The following is a 22,405-nucleotide window of genomic DNA, read 5'->3' as shown; positions in this document are numbered from 1 at the left end:
CCGGGGACTTTCGCCGTACCATCGCCCTTGAGACTTCTATCCGCGTGGACTTTTCCAAACCCAGCTTCGTGAACAAAAAGATTGACCTGAACCGCCGTGCCAAGGATGACGCCGAGCGGCTGGTCTCTGCCGGTGCGACCGATGAAGACTCAGCCTTCGAGCTGAAGCTGCGCCCCAAGCGGCTGAACGAGTTCATTGGCCAGTCGAAAGCCAAGGAGCAGTTGGCCATCGCGCTTGAGGCAGCGAAGTCCCGTGGCGAGGCGCTGGACCATGTGCTGCTCTTTGGGCCTCCCGGGTTGGGTAAGACGACGCTGGCCACCATCATTGCCAATGAGCTGGAGGTCGGCTTCCAGCAGACCAGCGGGCCGGCGCTGGGCATTGCCGGTGACCTGACGGCGATCCTGACCAACCTGCGCGAGAAGCAGGTGCTGTTTCTCGACGAAATCCACCGCTTGCAGCCCGTTCTTGAGGAAAAGCTGTACACGGCGCTTGAAGACTACAAGCTGGACATCATGATCGGGCAGGGTCCGGCGGCGCGCACACATGTAATGGAGCTGAAGCCCTTCACCTTTGTGGCGGCCACCACGCGCCCGGGCCTGCTGAGCTCGCCTCTCAGGTCACGGTTCGGCATTCTTCTGCGGCTGGAGTTCTATACCGACGACGAGTTGCGCTTCATCGTGCAGCGCTCAGCAGAGGTGCTCGGTATTCCGTGCGACGAAGACGGTGCGGCCGAGATTGCCATGCGCTGCCGTGGGACACCTCGTATCGCCAACCGCCTGCTGCGCCGCGTGCGCGACTACGCGCAGGTGCGCGGCAATGGCGTGATTGACCGTGCCACCGCGCAGAAGGCTTTGGAGATGCTGGAGGTGGATGCGCACGGCTTTGACGAGCTGGATCGCCGCCTGCTACGCACCATCATTGAAAAGTACGACGGCGGCCCCGTTGGCCTGAACACACTGGCCGCGGCACTGGCCGAAGAGGAAGACGCGCTCGAAGAGGTGTACGAGCCGTTCCTCATCCAGATCGGTTTCCTGAACCGCACGCCGCGCGGGCGCGTGGCAACTCGACTGGCGTATGACCACCTCGGAATTCCCATGCCGGGAAAACTTTCGCTTTTCTAAGCAGTAGCTGTCCATCATCTTTTTTGACGTGCGGCGCAACAGCATTCACGTCGGCACAAGAGCAGAAACCCCAAAGAAACCGCCGCATAGAAACCCACTACCGCAATTGCGTGGGCGGATGTAGGCTATGCGAATACTTTTGGGGACCATGGCAATCAAGACGGACATTGTCGGCGCACCGGCGCTTCGTTACGAAGGCGAAGCCAAGGTGCGGGGACGCGCGCAGTACATTGACGATCTGCACCTTCCGCGGATGATTCACGGCGCGACCGTGCGCAGCAAATTCGCCCGCGGACGCATCACGGCTATTCGCTACGGTGACGGCATTCCGTGGGATGAGTTCATCGTCGTCACCGCTAGGGATATTCCCGGCGAGAACACGATCATCCATCTCTTCAAAGATCATCCCTGCCTTGCCGTAGAGTTCGTCAATCATCCGGAAGAGCCCATCGTTCTTCTAGCTCATCCTGACAAGGCATTGCTGCGCAAGGCTGTCGATGCCGTCACCATCGAGTACGAGCCGCTGCCTGCTGTCTTCACGATTGAAGAGAGTGAGGCGTTGGATGCTCCGGTGATCTGGAACAATGATGCCGGTGACTCACCGAACGTCTTCAAGACCTACCTGATGGAGAAGGGCAACGTCGACGAGGTGTGGGACGTCGCCGACTACATCATCGAAGGCGAGTACAGCACCGGCGCGCAGGAACAGCTTTACATCGAGAACAACGGTGTCATCGCGCAGTACAACGATGAAGGCGTAACGGTCTGGGCGTCCATGCAGTGCCCCTACTACCTGCATCACGCTCTGCAGGTGTGTTTCGGATTGCCGGAAGACAGGTGCCGCGCCATCCAGGTGGAAACCGGCGGAGCCTTTGGCGGCAAGGAAGACTACCCCTCCGTTATCGGCTGCCATGCCGCGCTGCTGGCCATGAAGGCGGGCGTTCCGGTGAAGATGGTGTACGACCGCATGGAGGACATGGCCGCTACCACCAAGCGCCACCCTTCGCGTACGCGGCACCGCACGGCGGTCAGCAAAGACGGCAAGCTCCTGGGCGGCGAGATTGAGTTCGCCATCGATGGCGGAGCCTACGTCACGCTGTCGCCCGTCGTGCTGTCGCGTGGCACCATTCATGCGGCCGGGCCGTACCATTGGCCTCACCTGCGCATCCGCGCTAAAGCGGTTGCCACCAACTGTCCTCCGCACGGAGCCTTCCGCGGCTTTGGCGCGCCGCAGTCCATCTTTGGCCTGGAACGCCACATGGACCTTGTCGCGAAGACAGTTGGCCTTACGCCCGAAGAGCTGCGCCGCCGCAACTTTCTGCACACCGGTGGAACCACGGCAACGGGCCAGTTGATCAAAGACCCCATCGACATGGATGCCATGCTGATGCGCGCGCTGACCGAGAGCGGCTATCACCAGAAGCGCGCGGAGTTCACGACGAGCAACGCAACCAGTCCCATCAAGCGCGGCATGGGGTTTGCCGCCTTCATGCACGGAGCGGGCTTTACTGGCAGCGGTGAGCGGCGTTTGAACTCGCTCGTCGCCATCGAGATCGATCACGAAGGTCACCCGGAGATTCTTGTCTCCTCGACCGAGTTCGGTCAGGGGACCAACACCATTCTGTGCCAGGTAGCTGCGCAGACGTTGAAGATTCCATACAGCGACATTCGCATCGCGCAGCCGGACACGAAGCGTGTTCCCAACAGTGGACCGACTGTTGCCAGTCGTACGGCGATGATCGTCGGCAAGCTGGTGGAGACAGCCAGCGAAAACCTGTTGACCTGCATGCGAACCGCTGGCGTGCTCGGCCAGGAGTACACACCGCAGCAGTTCTGCCATGCGGCCATGGAGTACAGGCAGCAGCATGGCACGCTGCGCGCGGAAGCTCGCTACCAGGCGCCCGGCGACATCTTCTGGGACGACGACAAATATCGCGGCGATGCGTATCCCGCGTACGCCTGGGCCATCTACGTTGCGGAGGTTGCTGTCGACACCCGCACCTACATGGCGACGTGCGAGAACTTCTGGGCGCTCCAGGAGGTCGGCAAGGTGCTGAACCCTACACTCGCCAAAGGACAGGTCGAAGGCGGCGTGGCGCAGGGCATTGGCTACGCGCTCTATGAGAAGTGCGTGTGGAAAGACGGCGTGATGGCCAACAACCAGATGACCAACTACATCATGCCGACAAGCGCCGATCTGCCCGCCATCCACGTGCTCTTCGACGAGGTGCCCTCGATCCACGGAGCCTTCGGCGCCAAAGGCATCGGTGAGCTGCCGATGGACGGCCCCGCGCCCGCCATTTTGAATGCGATTGAAGCAGCCACCGGCATCCGTTTCAACCACTGCCCTCTGCTGCCGGAGGATATCTTCGAAGTCCTCGCCGACCCTGGCGGCACCGCAGCCGACAGCTCGCATCTTGAGCCTGCCATCGCCGGGCCGAACTTCACAGGAACCGCGCCATGACAACCAGCCACCACTTCGGCGGCCATTCGGCGCAAAGCGCGACGGTTTTTCCTGATAACTAACAACTAAGAACTGGCAACTTTTATGATCTCCTTCACCCTTAACGGCAGCCCCACCACCATCGACGCCCCGCCGATGACGCGCCTGCTCGACCTTCTGCGCGAACACCTGCACCTGACCGGCACCAAGGAAGGCTGCGGCGAAGGCGAGTGCGGCTCCTGCTCCGTCCTGCTCAACGGTGAGCTGGTGAACTCCTGCCTCGTCCCTTCGTTGCAAGTGGAAGGCGCGACTGTTACCACCATTGAAGGCCTGGGCCAGTCCGCGCACCTGCACCCTATCCAGCAGTGCTTTCTGGAACAAGGCGGAGCCCAGTGCGGCATCTGCACGCCGGGCATGATCCTGGCTACCCAGCACCTGCTCAACAAGCATCCGCAGCCCACGCTCACGCAGATCAAGGAAGGTCTCAGTGGCAACCTCTGCCGTTGCACCGGCTACATGCGCATCTTTGAAGCCGTGCTGGAAACAGCGAAGCTGGCGGAGGCAGGGAAGTAGCCATGCGATCCGACGCCCGCGACTACACCCTCACTGCTCCCGGCTCGCTCGAAGCCGTGCTCACGGCGCTCGCCGCTAATCCAAAGCTCACGCCCATCGCCGGCGGTACTGAGCTGATGGTGGCGCTCGGTGTTGGCCGTCTTGCCGCGCGCGAGCTTGTCTCGCTGGGCGGCTTGCAGGAGCTGCGCTTCACGCGCGAGACAGCAGACACCCTCACCCTCGGTGCGGGCACAACCTTCACGGACATCCGCAAGAGCGAGATCATCGCGAACGAGTTTCCCCTGCTCGCGCAGACGGCTTCATGGACCGGCTCCATCGCCAACCAGAACCGCGGGACGCTGGGCGGTAACATTGCTAACGCATCGCCGGCGGCGGACAACCCTCCGGCGCTGCTGGCCTACGACGCACAGATCGAACTCATCAGCACCCAGGGCAAACGCACTCTTTTCTATGACGGTTTTCACCTTGGCTACAAGAAGACACTGCTGCAGCCGGGCGAGCTGATCTACGCCATCCACCTGCCGCGCCGCTTCTTCGCGCACCGGCAGTATGTGCGCAAGGTGGGCACGCGCAACGCACAGGCCATCTCGAAGATTGCGCTGGCAGCGACCGTGCTAATCGAGAGCGCGACAGTGAAAGAGATTCGTCTCGCCGGAGCCAGCCTGGCTGACCGTCCTGCGCGTCTTCACGCAACGGAAGCTGCGTTGCTCCATCAACCCATCAACGCCGATACGCGCACCGCCGCAGCGGCTGCGCTTGCCTCTGAGATCAAACCCATCGACGACATCCGTTCCACAGCGAAGTACCGCATCGCCGTCGCGTGCAACCTGCTGGATGAGTTTCTCTTGTCGCTTGTGTCGTAGCTATCCCAGGTGCGTGCTGAACCACGCCACCAGCTTCTCCGTCACCTGCGGCCAGATGGCGTGCATGTCATGCGGAGCCTCGGGATAGATCTTCAGCTCTGACCCTGTTGGCAGGCGATGGATCGCCTTCTGCGCGATGGCGGCCAGCATGCGTTCCTCGTCATCGCCCCCACCATGGATCAGCAGCACCGGGATGTTGATGGGGTTCAGCAGGTCGTCGGCGGAGAAGCTGTTGAAGGCCAGAATCATCTCGCGCGAGGCACGGATGACGGTGCGATGTTCCGAACGCCCCGGAGCAGCCAGAACACCGGTGCGTTCCATCTCGGCCAGCGCGTCGGCGGGGAAGAACTCTTCAAAGCGATAGTGCGCCGCTCCGGTGCCGGCGCCAGTCGTGGCCAATGCCTTGATTCCCGGCTGATACGAGGCAATGGAGATCGTCCCACCCAGCGAATGCCCATACAGCCCGATGTGCCGGAAGCCCTTCTGTTCAAGGAAGCGGATGGCCGAGTGCAGATCGTCGCGCAGGCCATCGGGTGTCAGAATGTCATCGTCCGACTCGCCGCACCCGGCGAAGTCATAGCGCAACGTGGAGATGCCGGCGGCATTCAACGCCGCAGCCAGGGCGGGCAGGCGTCCGCGCCCGTTGCGGTCGCTCATAAAACCATGCGACAGGATGACGGCATGCGTCGGGCTGACCGTCGCAAGGTCGCCGATCAGCGTCAGGTTGCGGGAGTTCTGAAAAGTGATACGCGCTTCTGCCATGAAGCTATTTGATCAGGTCGCGCCACCAGGACCATGCGGTTCCGGCGGCGGTCAGCAACAGCACGGTAATCTCAACCGTCTTCAGGTGGCCACCCACGGCCTTGGACTGCGCTGTCAGATAGGCCGCGACGATGGACGCGATCACGAACACCAGCCCGATCCAGCTCTTCTTCGTCACACGCAGCAGGGCGAACTGCACTGCGCCCAGCGTGGCCACGCTGACCGGTTCATTCGCCGCGCCCTTCCACTTGCCGGAGAGGATGTTGTCCACGTCCGTCGGAGCCACATCCCAGGCGGCGAGCGTGGCCCGCGCCGTCTGGCGGAACCGCCCTTTCACCGCCTTCAGGCGCACGCGGTCCTTCGCGGTAATGCCCCACGGATTGCCCGGAGCAAACAGCAGCGTATCGCCGTCCAACGCGGCATCATGGCGCACTCTCCCTGACTTGCTCATTCGGCCATCTCGCGTTCGGTTTGCAGGTAGGCGGGGAACAGTGTGTTGGGCAACTCGGTAAAGTCGATGATGGTGACGGCCGTGGCCAGCCGCGCCAGCATGGCCTGCGGCGTCATGCCTTCGCCCGCAAGCTGCGGCAGTACACGCGACGCCAACTGCTGGCCGAAGTAGTTGTACAGCGTGGCGTTCACATCGGTCAGGGCTTCGCGAACCTTTTCAACCAGCAGGTCTGACGCCGTAGTGTACTCGGCTTTGAAGGTCTCGGCGGTGTAGGTCTGCCCTCCGCCACTCGTGGGACCGCCAGGCCGCGTGGGCGAGGAGCCGCCGCCACCACCGCTTCCACCCGGAGGCCCGCTGCGCGGCGAGATGCTGGCCGGAATACAGATGCCGCACTCATACCGCCGCTGCAGCGAGTTGCGCAACGCATGCCGGTCGCAGGCAAAGATGGAACAGATGCCGCATCCGCCCAGCGGGTCGCCCGCCGGGCCGCCACCGTTGCTGATGGAGTAGGAACCGGTGTTTCCGTAGACGCAGAGATAACAGGTAGCTGCCATTGCGGTTTCTCCTGGGAGTACGAAACCAAACAACAACGGGCCCGGATGAGAGATGGACTATAGCGCAGAGAAGGGTGGGTTAGGAAGAGGGCACAGTGTGGATGCTGGTGAACTATCGGCGTGGGTGAAGTCACAGATCTGGGTGCCCCATCCATACGCGAAGCGGATGGGTGGGATGGGCGGTACGGGTTCGAGCTTCGCTCGAATCTCCCATTCATGCTTCGCATGAATGGGGCACCCAGAGTTTACTTAGGGGGAAGACCCTGCTTACCCAACAAACGTCTGCCACAGCAGCAGCACATTCAGCGCAACAATAATGCTGACGATCAGCCAGCCCGCATAGTTGGTGCGCTTTGAGTTCACAAAGTCATCCATCACGTCCTTGCGGCTGGTCAGCAGCAGCAGCGGAATCAGCGCGAAGGGCAGGGCGAAGCTGAGCACCACCTGCGAGAGGATGAGGATCTTCAGCGGGTCAAGTCCGATGCCGATGACCACCAGTGCGGGGATGATCGTCAGCAGGCGGCGCAGGAAGATGGAGAACTTGATGTCGAGGAAGCCCTCCAGCACTACCTGCCCGGCCATCACACCGACGGTGGACGATGACAGCCCCGAGCACAGCAGCGCCACCGCAAACACCGTGGCGGAGATGCCGCCCAGTAGCGGGCCCAGCGTGTGATGTGCGTCCTCAATGCTTGAGACGGGCGGCAGTCCTTTTGCGGCAAAGCTGGCGAAGGCTCCGGCGGCCATCACCACCATGGCGGCGTTGATGAAGAAGGCCCCGTTCATGGCGACGAAGACGTCAATCAGCTCAAACCGCAGGTAGCGGGAACGGAACAGGCGTCCGGGCAGGCCGCCGCGTTTGGTCTCGTCCTTGATGCGCGGCTGCACCAGCGCTGAGTGCAGGTAGATGACATGCGGCATCACCGTTGCGCCCAGCATGCCTACGGCCACGTAGATGCTGCCCTGCCGGTCCTTGGTGTCGAACGATGGAAGCAGCGTGTGATACGCGGCCAGCTTCCAGTCCGGGTGTACCAGGAAGATCTCAATGGCGTAGCAGATGCCGATGATGGCGACGAAGGCCATGATGCCCCACTCCAGGAAGCGGAAGCCGGCAAGGTCCAGCGCCAGGATGAGGAAGACGCAGACGGTGGTCAGCAGGGCGGCCGCGAACATCACCTCGGTGCGTGTCCATCCGTGCGAGAGCAGCCATGGGCCAACCAGGAGGTAGAAGCCGAGTGCAGCGCCCAGGAACTCGGCCAGGTCGGTGGCCAGAGCGGCGACCTCCGCGGCGAGCCACAGAAAGATGTTGGTGCTGCGCTTGTAGGTCTTGCGGCAGTTCTGCGGCAGGGTGTGCCCGGTCACGATGCCCAGCTTGGCCGACAGGTACTGGATCAGGATGGCCATGATGTTGGACCACAACAGCACCCAGAGCAGGCGATATCCGAAGCGCGTTCCGCCGTCGATATTCGTGGCGAAGTTGCCGGGGTCGATGTAGGCGACCGATGCCACGAATGCGGGGCCAAAGTAGGTCCACAGCTCGCCGCGTTTCAGCTCCGGCAGCAGGCGGAAGCCACCTTCGCGGCAGGCGGCCTCGGTGGCGGGTGTGGACGGGTTGGTCTGGGGCCGGATCTGGGTTTCTGGCATCGCGAATATTTAGGCAAACCTAAATTAGGTCGTCCTAAACAAGGTACAGCACCGCGCGGAGATGCGCCACCCCTCGATTGAGGGAAGTGATCGAGGGAAAAACTAGGAATGACAGATGGGGCACCCGGGGTGATCTAGCTCACGGCCGCATGTACAGCCAGCAGCTTCTCCAACACAGCCTTCAGATGATTCAAATGCAGCGCGTTGGCGCCGTCGCTCTTGGCGTGCGCGGGGTCATCGTGCACCTCCAGGAAGATGCCATCCACCCCCGCGGCCACGGCAGCGCGGGCAAGCACCGGGATAAACTCCGGCTGGCCGCCGCTGACGCCGTTGGCGGCTGATGGTGTCTGCACCGAGTGCGTGCCGTCGAAGATCACCGGTGCAAAGCCACGCATAATAGGTAGCGAGCGCATGTCCACCACCAGGTTGTTGTAGCCGAAGCTGGCTCCGCGCTCCGTCAGGCAGACGCGCGGGTTGCCACTGTCCTTTACCTTCTCGACGGCATGGCGCATGTCCAGCGGAGCGACAAACTGGCCCTTCTTCACATTAATGGCGCGGCCGGTAGCGGCGGCGGCGGCCAGCAGGTCGGTCTGGCGGCAAAGGAAGGCGGGAATCTGCAGCACATCGACGGCCTCGCCGACGGCGGCGCAGTCCTGCGGCGTGTGTACGTCGGTCAGTACGGGCAGTTCGTGGCTCTCCCGAATGGCCTTCAGGATGCGGCAGCCTTCTTCCAGGCCAGGGCCGCGAAAGCTCTTGATGGAGGTGCGGTTGGCCTTGTCGTAGCTGGCTTTGAAGATGTACGGCACGCCCAGGTCGCTGGTTATGCGCTGGATGGCGTCGGCCATGGTGCGGGCGTGGGTCTCGCTTTCAATCACGCAGGGGCCGGCGATCAGGAAGAGCTTTCCGCCGCCAATCTGGACTCCGGAAACGTCGAAGTGACTCATATCTCTTAGGATTGGAACACAGGCTTACCTCGGGCGCGAACGCCCGCGGGCGAAATGAATCCTTTTCATTCCCGGACCATTCTTCCGTTCTGAAGAGAAGGAATGAAGGCAAAACAATGACAGAAAAAACGACCATGGCAGAAGAAATTGTTCCATCGGTGCTGGCAGGCTGGATTCACCAGGGAGAAGCTCTGCGGATGATCGATGTGCGGTCGCCATCGGAGTTTGCCGCTGGCCACATTCCGGGGGCGGTCAACATTCCTCTGGAGACGCTGACTACGCAGGCCTGCCATCCGGGGGAACAGGTAGTTTTGTTGTGCCAGGGCGGAACGCGCGCACGCATCGCGCAACAGAAACTGGAGAGTGTGGGTATTGCGGCTTATGTGCTGCGCGGTGGCACGGCGGCATGGGCCAGCGACGGCCGCACTTTGCAAAGAGCCACCGCAACCAGTTGGTCGCTGGAACGGCAGGTGCGTCTTGGTGCGGGCTTGCTGGTGTTTTCTGGAACGTTGTTGGCTGCCATGGTCAGCACGAAGTGGCTCTGGCTAACGGGCTTTGTGGGCGCCGGGCTTACCTTTGCCGGGCTAACGGATATCTGTATGATGGGCCGCCTTCTGGCCCGCATGCCATGGAACCGGCGGATTGCATGACGAATGGAAGTGGTCAATACGATTTTGAGGCGCTGGCCAACCAGCACAAGGATGCTGTTTACCGGCAGATGCTGCGCGCCTGCGGCAACCGCGAGGATGCCGAGGATGTGTTGATCGAGTCGCTGATGCGCGCCTATCAGCACCTTGATTCGCTGCGCGCGGCGGAGTCGTTCCGCGGATGGCTCGCCATCATCGCGCGTCGCGTATGCAGCAATCTGCGCGAGCGTGAAAGCATGCAGCCGTTGCTTCGCCTGGCGGAGATGGAAGAGAAAGGCCATGAGATTGCCGCCCCTGCCGTGGCCATGGAAGAGCAGTTGGACGCACGCGTTCTGCGCGATGCCCTGCATGAGGCGATGGAGTTTCTGCCGCCACGGCTGCGCGAGGTCTACCGCCGCCGCGATCTGGAAGAGCAGCCGGGAGAAAAGGTCGCTGCCGACCTCAACATCTCACTGGCCGCCATGAAGTCTCGCCTGCACCGGGCACGGCAGATGGTGCGGCAACATTTAGACAGTGCCCTGCTGGCACAGAAGAAGGAAAAGACAGTATGAAGATCACGGTCGATCACATGGGCGATGTGCAGTTCTCGATGAAGACGCGCACGCACACCATCTACACCGATCAGCCCACGGACAACAACGGATGGGATGAAGCGATGACTCCGCCGGAACTCTTCCTGTCGGCTATCGGCTCCTGCGCCGCGTTCTATGCCGTGGCGTACCTGAAGAAGAAGGGCCTGCCCTTTGAAGGCACGCAGGTCGAGATCCATGCCGAAAAGCTGACCGCGCCCACGCGCCTGGGCGAGATGCGCATCGTCGTGCACACGCCATCGGAACTCAGCGAGGAACACAAGGCAGGCGTGGATGACAGCGTGCACCGCTGCATTCTGCACAACACCCTCACCCATCCGCCGGAGATCAAGGTGGAGATTGGCGAGCCGCTGCCTGCACTCGCTGTTTAGCGGTGATAGGTATAACTGCCGCACAGAGAGGTCGTGTTGGAGATGGCCTCCGGTGTGAAGACGGGCATGGAGCTGCCGGAGAAGAAGACCAGCCGCAGCGTGCGCCCGGTAACAAAGGTCGCCATCCACTGCGTCTCTTCATTGCCGCACAGCGTGTTGCGGTGCAGGAACTTCTTATCGCCGGGAATGCTGAGCCGGTAAAGAATGCCCTTGTTGCCGTTTTCGGCAGGGACGTCAAAGGCCGCGCTTACCTCGGTGTAGCTCAGCGGACGGATGTCCGCGATGGTGAAGCGCGTGAAATTCATCATCAGCTTCTCGCCGGAGATGGCAATGTCGCCCGTAATGGACTCGGCGGTCTTGCTCTCCGCGCGCCAGTATCCGGCATCCTGCTGTGCACCTGCCGCCAGGCAGCAGGAGAAGAGAACGGCGGCCGCCGCGCCTTGCATCATTCGAATCATGCAGAAAGCATGACACCGGACGAGACGGGATGGCAAACTTCGCCTCATTACTTCACGTCCACGCGCGCAAAGCCAAGTCCATTCAGCATGGTCGTTACCGTGGCGCGGGCGTTGCGCTTCGCGTTGTCCAGAATGCCGTCCTGCATCGCGGCATTCTTCAACTGCTCCTCGGCCTTGCTCCGGGTCTCGGTCTCAAGGTTCTGGTCGGCTGGAACAAACAGGCCTGTCGTGCGCAGGTAGACACGCGTCTTCTTGTTGTCGATGGCCGTGGTGAAAATCTCCGACGGTGGAAGCTCCACGTGGATCGCCCCGTTCGTGACCTTCACATCCTCCGGTTTCAGCTTCGACAGGTCGATGCCCGCAATAGCCTGGCCATGAACCACCAGCAGCAGCCGGTCGCCGAAGAGAAGGTCCGGCAGGATGTCGCTGGTACGCTTGCCTTCAACAATCGTGTCCATCGAGTAGGAGACCGTCTCCAGCCGTTGCAGCGACTGGATCTTCTCAACGACAACAGGCACTGACGTGTCATAGCTGACCGGGCGGCCCAGCAGCAGCGTGGCAATGCGGCCGGAGACGCCTGTCACCGCATGGCGCAGATAAACCACCGTGGCAATGGATCCAACCAGAAAAACAATCGCCAGCGCGAGGAGAAGGCGCAAGGCCCGCTTGCTTCGTGTCCGTTCTTCGACCATAGCTAACCAATAAGATGCGTCCCGGCAGCGTATTTGAGGAATGATGCATCAAAAAATGAAGCAAGGAGACAACAAGAAATGACTCTTTCCACGAAATCCTATCTTCGTGCACTCGTTTTTCTGGCAGGCGCAACCGCAGTGACCGCAAATGCGCAGCCCGGGCACGGATACCCTCCCCCGGGGCAGGCGAAGCATGACGATCACTATGATGACCGCCGCGATAACCGGTACGACAATCGTCATGACAACCGTCCCGACTGGCACTTCCGGGGAAATGAGCGTGACCGCTTCCGTGGCTACTACTCGAACGACATTCGCCGCTGGCAGGGCCGCCGCCGCCCGAACTTCTATGCCGGCTATGCCATTCCGCGTACTTATCGCGTGCAGCCGGTTCCTCCGCCGTACTACAACGGTCTTCAGCCGCCTCCGCCGGGCTACCAGTATGGCTACTATGGCGGCTACGTCGTTGCCTATAACCCAACGACGCGCGTGATTGCCGATGTGGTCGACCTGATCGGTACGCTGGCGAACCGCTAAGTTCCGCGCAATAAACAAACGGGCTGAGGGAGATTTTCCCTCAGCCCGTTTGTTTATTGACTGTCATCCGAACACTACGAATCTTGATGCCGGAAGTCCGCAAGCAGGAATAGTTTTAACCGCATGACGACCAAGCCTCTTTCCCTATTGGCGGTTGTGCTGATCGGCTCTCTGACGGTTTCAGCGCAAAAACTAAAACAGCTTCCACTCCCTGCAAGCCAAAACCCCACGAATGCGGATATTCCAGTCTCTGGAGCCGTGTGGGCAGGCAATATGTTGTTTGTGAGCGGGTGGCTCGACCCGGATATGAAGACGCACACCGATACCGCGTCCCAGACGGTGGGTGTCCTGAAAGACCTGCAAGCGTTCCTTGCGACGCAGAAACTGACCCTGGGAGACGTGGCGATGGTGCGCGTGTTTCTCGGCGGCGATCCTGCGAGAGATGGCAAGGCCGACACCGCCGGAATGACGACTGGATACCGACAGTTCTTCGGCACGAAAGAACAACCGCACAAGCCTGCACGCACAACACTGCAGGTGGTTCTTCCAGCCGCATCGCGTGGCGCTCTGGTGGAAATCGACCTGGTGGCTGTGCGTTCGAAGTAGATTGCAATGGAGGTTGTGGTTCGTCCGGCAGATCCGTATCGCAGATGCAAAACGCGCTTCTCGTCAGGGACAAGAAGCGCGTTTTAAGAGATGCGATGCGGTGAAGTTACTCCGCCAGCGCCGTTGCGTGGCCCTCGGTCAGCGGAGCCGCCTTCTTGCCGCGGTTCTTGTAGCTCGCAGCAACAAAGTCGCGGAAGATGGGATGCGGCTCCAGCGGCTTCGACTTGAACTCCGGGTGGAACTGCACGCCGATGAAGAACGGATGCGTCGGGATCTCCACGATCTCAACGTACGTGGCGTCCGGCGTTGTGCCGGTCAGGCGCAGTCCGCCGCCGGTCAGCACCGCCTCATATTCGCGGTTGAACTCGTAGCGGTGGCGATGGCGCTCGCTGATCTCGGTTGCGCCGTAGGCCTTGGCTGCCAGCGAATCGGGCTCCATCACGCAGGTCCACGCGCCCAGGCGCATGGTGCCGCCCATCTCTTCCACGCCAATCAGCTCGCGCAGCTTGTAGATGATGCGGTGCGGCGTGGAAGGATCGAACTCACCCGAGTTCGCGCCCGTCAGGCCGCAGACATTGCGTGCGTACTCAATGCAGGCAGTCTGCATGCCCAGGCAGATACCGAAGTACGGCACCTTTTCCTCGCGCGCGTAACGGATGGCATTGAGCATGCCTTCAATACCGCGCTTGCCGAAGCCGCCCGGTACCAGGATGCCGTCAAAGCCATGCAGCTGAGTGCGATAGCTGTCGTCCGCCGTCTCCAGGCCTTCGGCCTCGATCCAGGTAACGCGCAGCTTCAGGTTGTGGTGCAGGGCGCCGTGAATCAGCGCTTCCTTCAAAGACTTGTAGCTGTCTTCATACTCCACGTACTTGCCCACAATGCCGATGTGGACTTCGTCCTTGGGATGGTAGGCGCGATGCACCAGGTCCTCCCACTTGGACATATCCGCCGGCTTGGTTTCAACGCGCAGGTACTTCAGGATCAGCTCGTCGGCCTTCTCCGCAGCCAGTGCGAGGGGCAGTTCGTAGATCGTGTCCACGTCGCGGGCGGCGATAACGGCCGCTTCTTCCACGTTGCAGAACAGCGCAATCTTTGACCGCATGTCCTTGGGCAGGTTGCGCTCGGCGCGGCACAGCAGCACGTCGGGCTGAATGCCGATCGACAGCATCTCTTTAACCGAGTGCTGCGTGGGCTTGGTCTTCAGCTCCTGCGCCGCGGCGATCCACGGAACCAGTGTCACGTGGACAAAGCAGGTGTTGTCGCGGCCAAGATCCTGGCGCATCTGGCGGATGGCTTCCAGGAAGGGCAGCGATTCGATGTCGCCGACGGTTCCGCCAATCTCGACAATGGCGATATCGCAGTCCGCCGCAACCTTGCGCATGGCGGCCTTGATCTCGTTGGTGACGTGCGGAATCACCTGCACGGTTTTGCCCAGGTAGTCGCCGCGGCGCTCCTTGGTGATCACCTGCTCGTAAATCCGTCCGCTGGTCAGGTTGTTGTCGCGCGAAAGGCGCGCGTGGGTAAAGCGCTCGTAGTGACCCAGGTCCAGGTCGGTCTCCGCGCCGTCGTCGGTCACAAAGACCTCGCCGTGCTGGAAGGGGGACATGGTGCCGGGATCGACATTCAGATAGGGGTCAAACTTCATCAGGTTGACCCGCAGACCGCGAGCCTCCAGCAGGCTGCCGATGGAGGCCGCCGAAAGGCCTTTACCTAAAGAAGACACAACTCCGCCTGTTACAAAGATGTACTTTGCAGACATCTCGGCCTCCGTATATTCAATTGTTCAGGATTGGCTCCGCAGGGGTGCACGATCAAGTATACCGCAGCGGTTTTGAGGAAAAAAGGACTCTCCAGACGTGGAAAAGCCCTGGCGGGGAACCAGGGCTTCCGGGGTGCCGTTCAACCGTTATAAAAACCGGGGGAGGGCTGTATTAGAAGTTGAACGACACCTGCCCGTTGACCGTTCGTGGCGAAACAAAGTGCGTTCCGCTGAACGTCGACAAGAAGTTGTACAGCGCATACTTGTTTGTCAGATTCACAACAGTCAGGCTGATATTCGTTTTGATTCGGTCCTTATGGAAAAGGTTGTCCCAGCCCAGACCTGCATCGAACATGGTGCGTGGAGCGATGCGGGGCGGGTTGCGGTCGTCATCTTCCGTTCCCGGAGCCGGGATGGACAGCAGCGGCGACTGGAGCTGATTAGGAGCGCAGCTGGTCAGCGGAGCGTTGAGGGTCGCCTTGACGCCGCCGCAGCTCAGGGCAATCTGCTGCTGCTGGTCGGCCGTCAGGCCGGTCAGGTCCACCGGCGTTGTGGTATCCGTGGCAAACGGAGCGCTTCCAGCCACCAGGCCGCTTTCGTAGCGCCAGGTGAAACCGCCCCAGGGACCGTTCTTTTTCGGCTGCCACTGCAGGTGCGTGGTCTGCTGGAAGGCCTGGTCGTGGTCAATGCGGAAGACGGTGGCATCGGTCACGCTGGGGTCGTTGAACAGAACACCTCCGGTCTCCGGCCCAAAGAAGCGCGAGCGCGTGTGGCCCAGCACCGAGTAGGCTGAGACGCCATGCTGCTGCGGAACATTGATCTTGATACCAAAGCCGTCAATCTTCGACTTGCGCCACTGGATGGGGAAGGCCAGGGGGGTGTTGAACAGAACGCCGAAGTCGAAGTCGCGATCGGTGTACTTCCAGAAGTACTCGCCGCTGACCACCACCAGCTTGCCGAAGCCCTGCTCAAAGCCCACGTTGTACTGGTCGCGCGCCGCCGGCTTCAGCGGTACAGCGGCGGAAGCTCCCTGCAGGCCGCCAATGCCGGTGGAGCTGGAGACGATCAGATTTTCGTTATAGGGAGTCAGGAACAGCTTGCCGTAACCAGCGCGCAGAACCGTGTTTGACTTGGGAACGGTATAGCTCATGCCCAGGCGCGGCTGCACCATGCTGCGGCGGCTCAGGCCGTTGTAGTTGTCGGCGCGCACGCCAAGCTGCAGCTGTACGCCCTTCCAGTTGTAGGCATCCTGCACGTACAGGGCTTCCTGTTTGATATCGGTTTTGCCGTTGAAGCGGTAGAGCGATCCGCCACGGGTCAGGTCATAGGCCACCGCGCCGGGGATAAACGCGTCGTTCACGGTATAACCGTTGCCGGCGCACTGCGCGGTGGAGGTGATGGTCGGGTCGGTCACCACATCGCCGTTCGCATCAAAGCAGACCGCGTTGTAGCCGGGGTCGGTAATACCCAGCGAGAAGCCTTCATGCAGGAAGGTGTGGTAGAAGTTGCCGCCCACCTTCAGCGTGTTCGTGCCCTTGGTCCAGGAAAAATCGGCCTTGATGCCGGCGTTCTGCAGGCGGCGGCTCTGCGACAGGGTTGCCGGGGTGTCGTTGAAAGGATTGGCCGAAGGGTAGTAGTGGAAGTTGTCCTGGCGCAGGTACGGATTCACGCTGAACAGGGTGTGATCATTGACCACGTGCGTCCAACTGGGGGAGAGGTTGTAGCTCAGAATCTTGCCCTTCTGGTCCTGCCCGGCGGCCTGCTGGTCATACTGGTTCGGGTTCTGGAACCAGGAGCGCGAGGCCGAAAGGTTCAGCTGGAGGGTGTTCCGGTCGTCGGGCTTGTAGTCAAAGCGGTCAAAGAAGTTCTGGTTGTTGCCGTGCGCGTGGACCGGGTTGAACTCCGGCGTATCCAGGTAGCGGCCGCTGTTCACGCCGTCCAGGCTGAAGAAGTTGCCGAAGTGGTCGCCGCCGACGCCCAGGGCAAAGTTCAGTGTGGCCGAACCGAAGGTGCCGTAGCTGGCGCCCAGGGTTCCGGTCGGCTTCTTCTGGCCCAGGCCGGAGCGGGTGGTGGTCTGCACCACCAGGCTGGCTTTGTCGCCATATTCGGCCGGGGCAATGCCTTCAATCACGTTGATGGACTGAATGGCGTTGACCGACATCTGGTTGCCGAAGACGCGGCTCTGCTGGTCGCTGACCGGCTGGCCATCAATCGAGTAGCTGGTATCGGCATGCTCTCCCATCGGGTGGAACAGGCCGTTCGAGTCCGACGCAATGCCGGGGGTGCTGAGAGTGATCAGGGAGGAAAGCGGGGCCGCGGTGCTCTCTGTGGGGAGCTTTTCATACAGGCTGCGGTCCACCTGGGTCGCAGCTACCGGATCTTTGCTCAGCAGATCTTCGGCGTCCGACTCCACCGTGACGACGGTGTTGCCTGCCGAGACGCCGAGCTTGAAGTCGAGCGGAAGAGCTGCCGCCGATTTGACGACGACATCTCCCGTGGAAGGTTGAAAGCCGGTGGAACCGGCGGAGACATGGTAACGGCCAAAGGGAAGGTTGCTGACGGTGTAACGGCCGTCGTTGCCGGTCGTCGTGGTTTGTTCATGGCCGCTCACCGGATTGGTGATGGTCACGATGGCATTGGGAATCACGGCCCCGGTGGAATCGGTCACAACGCCGCTGATGCTGCCGGCGGTTCCCTGGGCGTAAGCGTACGAGGCAAGCAGAACAATTCCGCTCAGCACGAGCAGAAAAAGCTTCTTCATGGGGATACTCCTGATCTGTAGGTGAGGAAGACTCGTCATGCAAGGACGCGCCTCTTCTTACGGACAGCAGAAGATACAGCGAGACCCTTGCCTTACAGAGCGATCAGGTTCGCGAAAGGAGGAGGTCTGCTGGCAAGACCATGCGCCCACAGAAGACGGCGGCGCGTATCTATCGCCGGACCCTGCACCGTGCCCACCATCATCACCGGCTCCGGCGCCACCTGCAGGGCAGTGGGCAGGGCGGAGTGCATGGCGACGCACAACGGGCAGTGGTCGGTCGGGGCGGTCTGTCCCTGTTTCTGCAGGGGTTTCACCGCATCCGGATGGGTATGGCACAGCTCAACCGTGCTGGCCACCATGATCAGCAGCATGCACAGCACGGCTACCCAGCGCATCCATGTGCGCCGCTCGCCGGTGGTGATCTGTTGCATCATGCCCATCTTCATTTGACCGTAACACAGTTGCGAAAGCGCACACGAATGCGTCTAATCGTTTGGCTGCTTATGTTCAAGACGCTACCAGGAACGAAAATGTCGCGTTTTTTTCTGCCGGTTGTTCTGCTTGGAACAACCCTTCTACCCGCCCAACAACCTTATAACGGGCCCCAGCGCACACGCCTCATTCTGAAAGACGGCAGCTACCAGGTCGTCACAAAATATCGTATTTCCGGCCCGAATGTGATCTATCTCTCGGCCGAACGCGGCGCCGCGCAGGAGGAGATCCCGTCCAGCCTGATCGACTGGGTCGCGACCGAAAAATATCAGAAGGATCACGCTCCCGGCGCGAAGGATGCACCAAGTACGGTGCAACTCGATCCCGAATTGGAAAAGGAAGAGGCTGACCTGCGCGCCCGCACACCGGAGGTCGCGCCGAACCTGCGGCTGCCGGAAGATACCTCCGTTCTGGTGATGGATACCTTCCAGGGAACGCCGGAGCTGGTCTCGCTGGCGCAGTCCTCCGGCGAGCTGAACAAGCAGACCGCGCACAACATTCTGAAGGCTGCCATCAATCCGCTGTCGACCTCGCACCAGGTGGTGCAGCTCAAGGGGCAGCGCTCTCCCATTCAACTGCACGTGCCGGACGCGCCGCTCTACATCCGCGTTGGCGACGATGACACCGAGCCGCCCTCAAACGCCTTTGAAGTCAACACGCATGGCGCTGACCAGAAGCAGGCGCCCACTGGCGGATCGGACAAGAGTACCTACGTCATCGTGCGCTGCGATGTCCGCCGCGATGTCCGCGTGGTCTCCAGCTTCAACATCTCGATGGTCGGCACCACGAAGCGGCAGGAAGATGTGATTCCCACCGCCGTCGAAATGCTGCCCGGCGGCCACTGGATGAAGCTGACACCAAAGGAACCATTGGAGTTTGGCGAATACGCGCTGATGGAGATTCTCTCGGAGAAAGAGATCAACCTCGGCGTATGGGACTTCGGCGTTCACCCTAACGCACCGGAGAACCGCGAAGTCATCAAGCCGCAGGAGCGTAAGCGCGCCACGCTGGGCATCCGCAAGCCGGTCCAGTGAAGACCGTTGTGAGTTGTTGGTTCTTAGTTATGAGTAAAAACATTGCGACAAGCAAAGGTCGTGGTGGGGGGTTGCTTTCCGGACCACGGCCTTTTGCCTTTAACTAACAACTGGCAACTAAGAACCAACAATTTTTTTCGCAGCAACGATATGCGCAACATGGTGCCGCGAGTGCCAGCCGTAGATCAGCGTCAGCATCTCGATCGTCCACGGAACCTGCTTCTCCGGGTGTTGCAGCAGGCGCTTCCACTGCGCTTCCTCCAGCGACTCCAGCAGCATGGCCCAGCGCGTGTGCAGCGGTTTGATCAACTCCAGGCTAAGCGCTACGTCGAATTTGGCATCCGCGGTCAGAGCCCATCCCTTCTCGTCATACGGGCGGATCACCGGCGTCTCTTCCGTCAGCGCCAGTTTCAGCCGCGTGAAGGCGTTCATATGCGAGTCGGCAATGTGGTGCACAAGTTGGCGTACGGTCCATCCGCCTTCGCGGTAAGGCGAGTCAAGCTCGGCCTCGGTCATCCCTTCCAGTGCGGCGCTCAGTTTCGCGGCCATCGTGGCAATGTCGGCTATGGCTTCCTTACGAAGTTCCGGCGTGATGGTTGCAGGAAGCGAAAGCTTTCCGATGGGATAACAAGGATCAATGGCTGAGCTCATGCGCTTGAAGGTAGCATGAGTATGTGCGTCTGACTTCGCGGAACTTTCGATGGCTTCTATTGGCGCTGACGATGGGTGCCGGAACACTGGCGCACGCACAGACGCAGCTTGGCTTTGACCGCAACGACTACCCCGGTGATGCCGCCATGCATGCCGCAAAGTCGCGCTTCGCCTTTACCGGCTACTGGCTGAACAATCCTCCCGGCGCGACGAAGAACACCTGGGCAGGGAAGCGCGAGAGCATCCGAGCCATGGGCTATGGATTTCTGATCCTGTGGAACGGCAAGCTGGATGCGCAGATTAAAGCCAATGCAAAGCGCGGTGTTACACCACAGATGCTTGGCAAGGGCGAAGCAGTCGCTGCGGTGGCTGCCGCAAAGCGCGAGGGCTTTCCCGCGGGAGCCGTCCTCTTTCTTGACCTGGAAGAAGGTGGCCGCCTGCTGGAAGAGCAGCGCGCGTACACACTGGCGTGGACGGAAGCAGTCGCCGCCGCTGGCTACACGCCCGGGGTATATTGCAGCGGCCAGCCAGTCGACGAAGGTGGAGGAGTGCACATCACCACGGCGGATGACATCACCGCCTGGGTAAAGAAGCTTCACCTGCACGAAGTCACGTTGTGGGTGGCGCAGGATGCCTGCGGTCCCGCGCCTGGATGTGTTTCCACCACGGCCCCGAAGATGGCCGACAGCGGCACCATGAACGCGACCGTGTGGCAGTTTGCGCAGTCGCCGCGACGGCCTGAGATTACCGCAAGCTGCGCAAAAACCTACGCGCGCGATGGCAACTGCTATGCTGCGGAGATGCCCGGCCTGCACATTGATCTGAACGCCAGCAACAGCAGCGATCCCTCACACGGCCGCTAGTTCTGCTGTTTGAGCCTCTCCACAAGATCGTCCAAAGGCATCGGCATGCCTAGAAGATACCCTTGTCCCATCAGCCTGCCGGAGACGCTGCCCAGGTAATCCATCTGCTCCTGTGTTTCGATCCCTTCCACTACCACAGCCAGCCCAAGACTCTCGGCCATGGAAAGAATCTGCGGAACGATACTGGCCATAATGGAGCCGTTCGCGATTGTTTGCGTAAAAACGCGGTCGACCTTCACGACATCGACAGTCAGGTCTTTCAGATAGGCCAGGCTGGAGTAGCCGGTGCCGAAGTCGTCAATGTAGATCATGTGTCCACGGCGCCGCAGTTCGCGGATTGCCGCAGACAGGCTCTGCGGGCAGGCTTTGGAGCGTTCTGTCAGCTCAAAGCTCAGATGGTGTGTGGCGATTCCGCTCTTTCGCAACAGGTCATCCACGGTGGCGGCAAACTGTGCGTCGCTCAGGTCATGTGCCGACAGGTTGACGGAGATGCGGAAGGAGGGTGCCACGCGCAGCGCGGAAGGAAGATCGTCGATGGTACGTCTGAGGACGTGGCATGTTAGTTCGTGGATGAAGCCGCGTTCTTCCGCAAGCGCAACGAAGTGGTCGGGGCTTACCTCGCATCCGTCCTGGTCAGCCCAGCGAGACAGAGCCTCCGCAGCCACAATCCGGCCGGAGGAGAGGTCGATGATCGGCTGGTAGACAACCCGGAGATCGCCTTTAAGGATGGCGCGCTGCAGACGCCATGCCATCGATCCCCATTTGCGGCGCAGTATCAGGGTGGCAATGCAGAACAGGCTTCCGGCCAGCGCTCCTTCCACGGCGGCAAACAGTAGATCGCGATTATTGGGTTGCAGCACGTCTGCATCGGCAATGCCCACCACAACACAGTCCGGCCTCACGTTGGAACAGGCGGAGTAGTAGAGAGTCCCTTTACGGTTCAGGTACTTGCCGACAGGGACGTAGTCGGGATGGCCCTGCGCGGGAAAGTTCGTATAGGTATACAAACGCTTCTGCGTGCGGATGCTGCGAATGTAACCGGCATAGTACAGCGGCGGACGGTTGAAGTTGGTGAAGACATTCGGATTCACAACAACAAACGCATCGCCGTTCTGAATGGTCTGCGCCTTGTAGCCTTCCACGGCGGGCAACGGATGGTTGTAGAAAATTTTGCGTCCGCCATCGGTGGTCAGGTCGGGGGTTCCAAACGGAACGGGGTGCGGCAACACGCCGCCCACCGCGGAGCAGACCAGGTTGTTCTGGTTCTGCAAACGTCCGATATCTTTCAGAAAATCGGAACGGAACAACAGCCTGCGCATCTGCATCAGCTCCGGCTCGCTGCAGGCCGGTAGCGTGGACTCATTCACTGCAGCCAGGCTGCCGGTGATGTTGACCGCGAGCGTTTCATCAAACCGGATCAGCTCATTCGCATAGGCGGACAAGCGGGAGCGGGAGGCGTCCAAAACCAGCCATCGCGCGGTCAGCAGGGCAATGGCCGCACCGGCGGCTCCGGTCAGCAACAGCAGAAGGGTCGATCGAACGAAAGGATGAACTTTACCTGGCAAGGTGTCTTCCAAGAACAGCAGAGA

Annotated in this window: 23 protein-coding genes; 11 read left to right on the top strand and 12 right to left on the bottom strand. The window is 60.9% G+C overall.

The genetic code is table 11. From position 1 onward, the window contains the following. Nucleotides 1-68 precede the first annotated feature (68 nt). From ruvB to OHL13_RS14185, 4 genes are all read left to right on the top strand, one after another. Nucleotides 69-1,121 carry a Holliday junction branch migration DNA helicase RuvB gene (ruvB, locus tag OHL13_RS14200; protein ID WP_317889945.1) on the top strand — a complete coding sequence of 351 codons (1,053 nt, stop codon included), beginning with the start codon at nucleotides 69-71 and terminating at the stop codon, nucleotides 1,119-1,121. Between the two features lie 148 nt (nucleotides 1,122-1,269). Further along, nucleotides 1,270-3,585, top strand: a complete 2,316-nt coding sequence (locus OHL13_RS14195; protein WP_263410784.1) for a xanthine dehydrogenase family protein molybdopterin-binding subunit — start codon at nucleotides 1,270-1,272, stop codon at nucleotides 3,583-3,585. Nucleotides 3,586-3,669: 84 nt separating this feature from the next. Beyond that, nucleotides 3,670-4,137: a (2Fe-2S)-binding protein gene (locus OHL13_RS14190; RefSeq protein WP_263410783.1), complete on the top strand. Its 468-nt coding sequence runs from the start codon at nucleotides 3,670-3,672 to the stop codon at nucleotides 4,135-4,137. Nucleotides 4,138-4,139: 2 nt separating this feature from the next. Next, nucleotides 4,140-5,000: an FAD binding domain-containing protein gene (locus tag OHL13_RS14185; RefSeq protein ID WP_263410782.1), complete on the top strand. Its 861-nt coding sequence runs from the start codon at nucleotides 4,140-4,142 to the stop codon at nucleotides 4,998-5,000. Here the strand turns inward: OHL13_RS14185 and OHL13_RS14180 are convergent, their stop codons facing one another. The 5 genes from OHL13_RS14180 to kdsA form a co-directional block, all read right to left on the bottom strand. Continuing rightward, a complete protein-coding gene (locus tag OHL13_RS14180) occupies nucleotides 5,001-5,762 on the bottom strand; it encodes an alpha/beta hydrolase (protein WP_263410781.1) in 762 nt (253 codons plus the stop codon). It lies immediately after the preceding gene. A 4-nt stretch (nucleotides 5,763-5,766) separates the two neighbouring features. Beyond that, on the bottom strand, nucleotides 5,767-6,195 hold the full coding sequence (locus OHL13_RS14175; RefSeq protein WP_263410780.1) for a hypothetical protein: 429 nt from the start codon (nucleotides 6,193-6,195) through the stop codon (nucleotides 5,767-5,769). 14 nt (nucleotides 6,196-6,209) lie between these two features. Further along, a complete protein-coding gene (locus tag OHL13_RS14170; RefSeq protein WP_263410779.1) occupies nucleotides 6,210-6,767 on the bottom strand; it encodes a hypothetical protein in 558 nt (185 codons plus the stop codon). A gap of 267 nt (nucleotides 6,768-7,034) precedes the next feature. Then, nucleotides 7,035-8,411 carry an Nramp family divalent metal transporter gene (locus tag OHL13_RS14165; RefSeq protein ID WP_263410778.1) on the bottom strand — a complete coding sequence of 459 codons (1,377 nt, stop codon included), beginning with the start codon at nucleotides 8,409-8,411 and terminating at the stop codon, nucleotides 7,035-7,037. Between the two features lie 134 nt (nucleotides 8,412-8,545). Then, complete coding sequence (gene kdsA / locus OHL13_RS14160) at nucleotides 8,546-9,355, bottom strand: 3-deoxy-8-phosphooctulonate synthase (protein WP_263410777.1); 810 nt, start codon at nucleotides 9,353-9,355, stop codon at nucleotides 8,546-8,548. A 134-nt stretch (nucleotides 9,356-9,489) separates the two neighbouring features. Here kdsA and OHL13_RS14155 point away from each other — a divergent pair, with 134 nt between their 5' ends. The 3 genes from OHL13_RS14155 to OHL13_RS14145 are packed head-to-tail and all read left to right on the top strand — an operon-like array spanning nucleotide 9,490 to nucleotide 10,963. After that, nucleotides 9,490-10,005 (top strand): rhodanese-like domain-containing protein, encoded by a 516-nt coding sequence (locus OHL13_RS14155; protein WP_263410776.1) that lies wholly within the window; start codon nucleotides 9,490-9,492, stop codon nucleotides 10,003-10,005. Beyond that, complete coding sequence (locus OHL13_RS14150; protein ID WP_263410775.1) at nucleotides 10,002-10,553, top strand: RNA polymerase sigma factor; 552 nt, start codon at nucleotides 10,002-10,004, stop codon at nucleotides 10,551-10,553. Before OHL13_RS14155 ends, OHL13_RS14150 begins: the two co-directional genes overlap by 4 nt. Then, on the top strand, nucleotides 10,550-10,963 hold the full coding sequence (locus OHL13_RS14145; protein WP_263410774.1) for an OsmC family protein: 414 nt from the start codon (nucleotides 10,550-10,552) through the stop codon (nucleotides 10,961-10,963). Before OHL13_RS14150 ends, OHL13_RS14145 begins: the two co-directional genes overlap by 4 nt. Here OHL13_RS14145 and OHL13_RS14140 read toward each other — a convergent pair. Both OHL13_RS14140 and OHL13_RS14135 read right to left on the bottom strand, forming a co-directional pair. Further along, nucleotides 10,960-11,421 (bottom strand): hypothetical protein, encoded by a 462-nt coding sequence (locus tag OHL13_RS14140; protein WP_263410773.1) that lies wholly within the window; start codon nucleotides 11,419-11,421, stop codon nucleotides 10,960-10,962. The genes OHL13_RS14145 and OHL13_RS14140 overlap by 4 nt on opposite strands. Nucleotides 11,422-11,468: 47 nt before the next feature. Continuing rightward, nucleotides 11,469-12,080, bottom strand: a complete 612-nt coding sequence (locus OHL13_RS14135) for a DUF4230 domain-containing protein (protein ID WP_263410772.1) — start codon at nucleotides 12,078-12,080, stop codon at nucleotides 11,469-11,471. A 111-nt stretch (nucleotides 12,081-12,191) separates the two neighbouring features. On the opposite strand from OHL13_RS14135, the gene OHL13_RS14130 reads away from it, so the two are divergent. Next, complete coding sequence (locus OHL13_RS14130; protein ID WP_263410771.1) at nucleotides 12,192-12,650, top strand: hypothetical protein; 459 nt, start codon at nucleotides 12,192-12,194, stop codon at nucleotides 12,648-12,650. A gap of 123 nt (nucleotides 12,651-12,773) precedes the next feature. Next, nucleotides 12,774-13,256: a Rid family hydrolase gene (locus OHL13_RS14125; RefSeq protein WP_263410770.1), complete on the top strand. Its 483-nt coding sequence runs from the start codon at nucleotides 12,774-12,776 to the stop codon at nucleotides 13,254-13,256. 106 nt (nucleotides 13,257-13,362) lie between these two features. Here the strand turns inward: OHL13_RS14125 and OHL13_RS14120 are convergent, their stop codons facing one another. From OHL13_RS14120 to OHL13_RS14110, 3 genes are all read right to left on the bottom strand, one after another. Then, nucleotides 13,363-15,015 (bottom strand): CTP synthase, encoded by a 1,653-nt coding sequence (locus OHL13_RS14120; protein WP_263410769.1) that lies wholly within the window; start codon nucleotides 15,013-15,015, stop codon nucleotides 13,363-13,365. A 172-nt stretch (nucleotides 15,016-15,187) separates the two neighbouring features. Next, nucleotides 15,188-17,776 carry a TonB-dependent receptor gene (locus OHL13_RS14115; protein WP_263410768.1) on the bottom strand — a complete coding sequence of 863 codons (2,589 nt, stop codon included), beginning with the start codon at nucleotides 17,774-17,776 and terminating at the stop codon, nucleotides 15,188-15,190. A 92-nt stretch (nucleotides 17,777-17,868) separates the two neighbouring features. Next, nucleotides 17,869-18,210: a hypothetical protein gene (locus OHL13_RS14110; RefSeq protein ID WP_263410767.1), complete on the bottom strand. Its 342-nt coding sequence runs from the start codon at nucleotides 18,208-18,210 to the stop codon at nucleotides 17,869-17,871. 96 nt (nucleotides 18,211-18,306) lie between these two features. Between OHL13_RS14110 and OHL13_RS14105 the strand changes: the two genes are divergently transcribed. Continuing rightward, nucleotides 18,307-19,302, top strand: coding sequence for a hypothetical protein (locus tag OHL13_RS14105; RefSeq protein ID WP_263410766.1), 996 nt, complete (start codon nucleotides 18,307-18,309; stop codon nucleotides 19,300-19,302). A 117-nt stretch (nucleotides 19,303-19,419) separates the two neighbouring features. Here OHL13_RS14105 and OHL13_RS14100 read toward each other — a convergent pair whose 3' ends face one another. Then, nucleotides 19,420-19,953, bottom strand: a complete 534-nt coding sequence (locus tag OHL13_RS14100) for a YfiT family bacillithiol transferase (RefSeq protein WP_263410765.1) — start codon at nucleotides 19,951-19,953, stop codon at nucleotides 19,420-19,422. A 23-nt stretch (nucleotides 19,954-19,976) separates the two neighbouring features. On the opposite strand from OHL13_RS14100, the gene OHL13_RS14095 reads away from it, so the two are divergent. Further along, the gene (locus tag OHL13_RS14095; protein WP_263410764.1) at nucleotides 19,977-20,816 is read left to right on the top strand and encodes a glycoside hydrolase domain-containing protein; all 840 of its coding nucleotides are present in this window, start codon (nucleotides 19,977-19,979) and stop codon (nucleotides 20,814-20,816) included. On the opposite strand, the gene OHL13_RS14090 is transcribed toward OHL13_RS14095, so the two are convergent. Then, a complete protein-coding gene (locus OHL13_RS14090) occupies nucleotides 20,813-22,381 on the bottom strand; it encodes an EAL domain-containing protein (RefSeq protein WP_263410763.1) in 1,569 nt (522 codons plus the stop codon). The two genes, OHL13_RS14095 and OHL13_RS14090, sit on opposite strands and share 4 nt — an antisense overlap. Between the last annotated feature and the right edge of the window lie 24 nt (nucleotides 22,382-22,405).

It is taken from the genome of Terriglobus tenax, assembly GCF_025685395.1.
GTDB lineage: Bacteria > Acidobacteriota > Terriglobia > Terriglobales > Acidobacteriaceae > Terriglobus > Terriglobus tenax.
Note: the sequence above shows the minus strand (reverse complement) of the source record. Positions and strands in the feature narration are given on the sequence as shown.

Excerpts from the sequence above, each read along its gene's own strand:
- OHL13_RS14195 (WP_263410784.1), top strand. The coding sequence starts at position 1,270 with ATGGCAATCAAGACGGACATTGTCGGCGCACCGGCGCTTCGTTACGAA.
- OHL13_RS14190 (WP_263410783.1), top strand. The coding sequence starts at position 3,670 with ATGATCTCCTTCACCCTTAACGGCAGCCCCACCACCATCGACGCCCCG.
- OHL13_RS14185 (WP_263410782.1), top strand. The coding sequence starts at position 4,140 with ATGCGATCCGACGCCCGCGACTACACCCTCACTGCTCCCGGCTCGCTC.
- OHL13_RS14180 (WP_263410781.1), bottom strand. The coding sequence starts at position 5,762 with ATGGCAGAAGCGCGTATCACTTTTCAGAACTCCCGCAACCTGACGCTG.
- OHL13_RS14170 (WP_263410779.1), bottom strand. The coding sequence starts at position 6,767 with ATGGCAGCTACCTGTTATCTCTGCGTCTACGGAAACACCGGTTCCTAC.
- OHL13_RS14165 (WP_263410778.1), bottom strand. The coding sequence starts at position 8,411 with ATGCCAGAAACCCAGATCCGGCCCCAGACCAACCCGTCCACACCCGCC.
- kdsA (WP_263410777.1), bottom strand. The coding sequence starts at position 9,355 with ATGAGTCACTTCGACGTTTCCGGAGTCCAGATTGGCGGCGGAAAGCTC.
- OHL13_RS14155 (WP_263410776.1), top strand. The coding sequence starts at position 9,490 with ATGGCAGAAGAAATTGTTCCATCGGTGCTGGCAGGCTGGATTCACCAG.
- OHL13_RS14150 (WP_263410775.1), top strand. The coding sequence starts at position 10,002 with ATGACGAATGGAAGTGGTCAATACGATTTTGAGGCGCTGGCCAACCAG.
- OHL13_RS14145 (WP_263410774.1), top strand. The coding sequence starts at position 10,550 with ATGAAGATCACGGTCGATCACATGGGCGATGTGCAGTTCTCGATGAAG.
- OHL13_RS14140 (WP_263410773.1), bottom strand. The coding sequence starts at position 11,421 with ATGATTCGAATGATGCAAGGCGCGGCGGCCGCCGTTCTCTTCTCCTGC.
- OHL13_RS14130 (WP_263410771.1), top strand. The coding sequence starts at position 12,192 with ATGACTCTTTCCACGAAATCCTATCTTCGTGCACTCGTTTTTCTGGCA.
- OHL13_RS14125 (WP_263410770.1), top strand. The coding sequence starts at position 12,774 with ATGACGACCAAGCCTCTTTCCCTATTGGCGGTTGTGCTGATCGGCTCT.
- OHL13_RS14120 (WP_263410769.1), bottom strand. The coding sequence starts at position 15,015 with ATGTCTGCAAAGTACATCTTTGTAACAGGCGGAGTTGTGTCTTCTTTA.
- OHL13_RS14115 (WP_263410768.1), bottom strand. The coding sequence starts at position 17,776 with ATGAAGAAGCTTTTTCTGCTCGTGCTGAGCGGAATTGTTCTGCTTGCC.
- OHL13_RS14110 (WP_263410767.1), bottom strand. The coding sequence starts at position 18,210 with ATGATGCAACAGATCACCACCGGCGAGCGGCGCACATGGATGCGCTGG.
- OHL13_RS14105 (WP_263410766.1), top strand. The coding sequence starts at position 18,307 with ATGTCGCGTTTTTTTCTGCCGGTTGTTCTGCTTGGAACAACCCTTCTA.
- OHL13_RS14100 (WP_263410765.1), bottom strand. The coding sequence starts at position 19,953 with ATGAGCTCAGCCATTGATCCTTGTTATCCCATCGGAAAGCTTTCGCTT.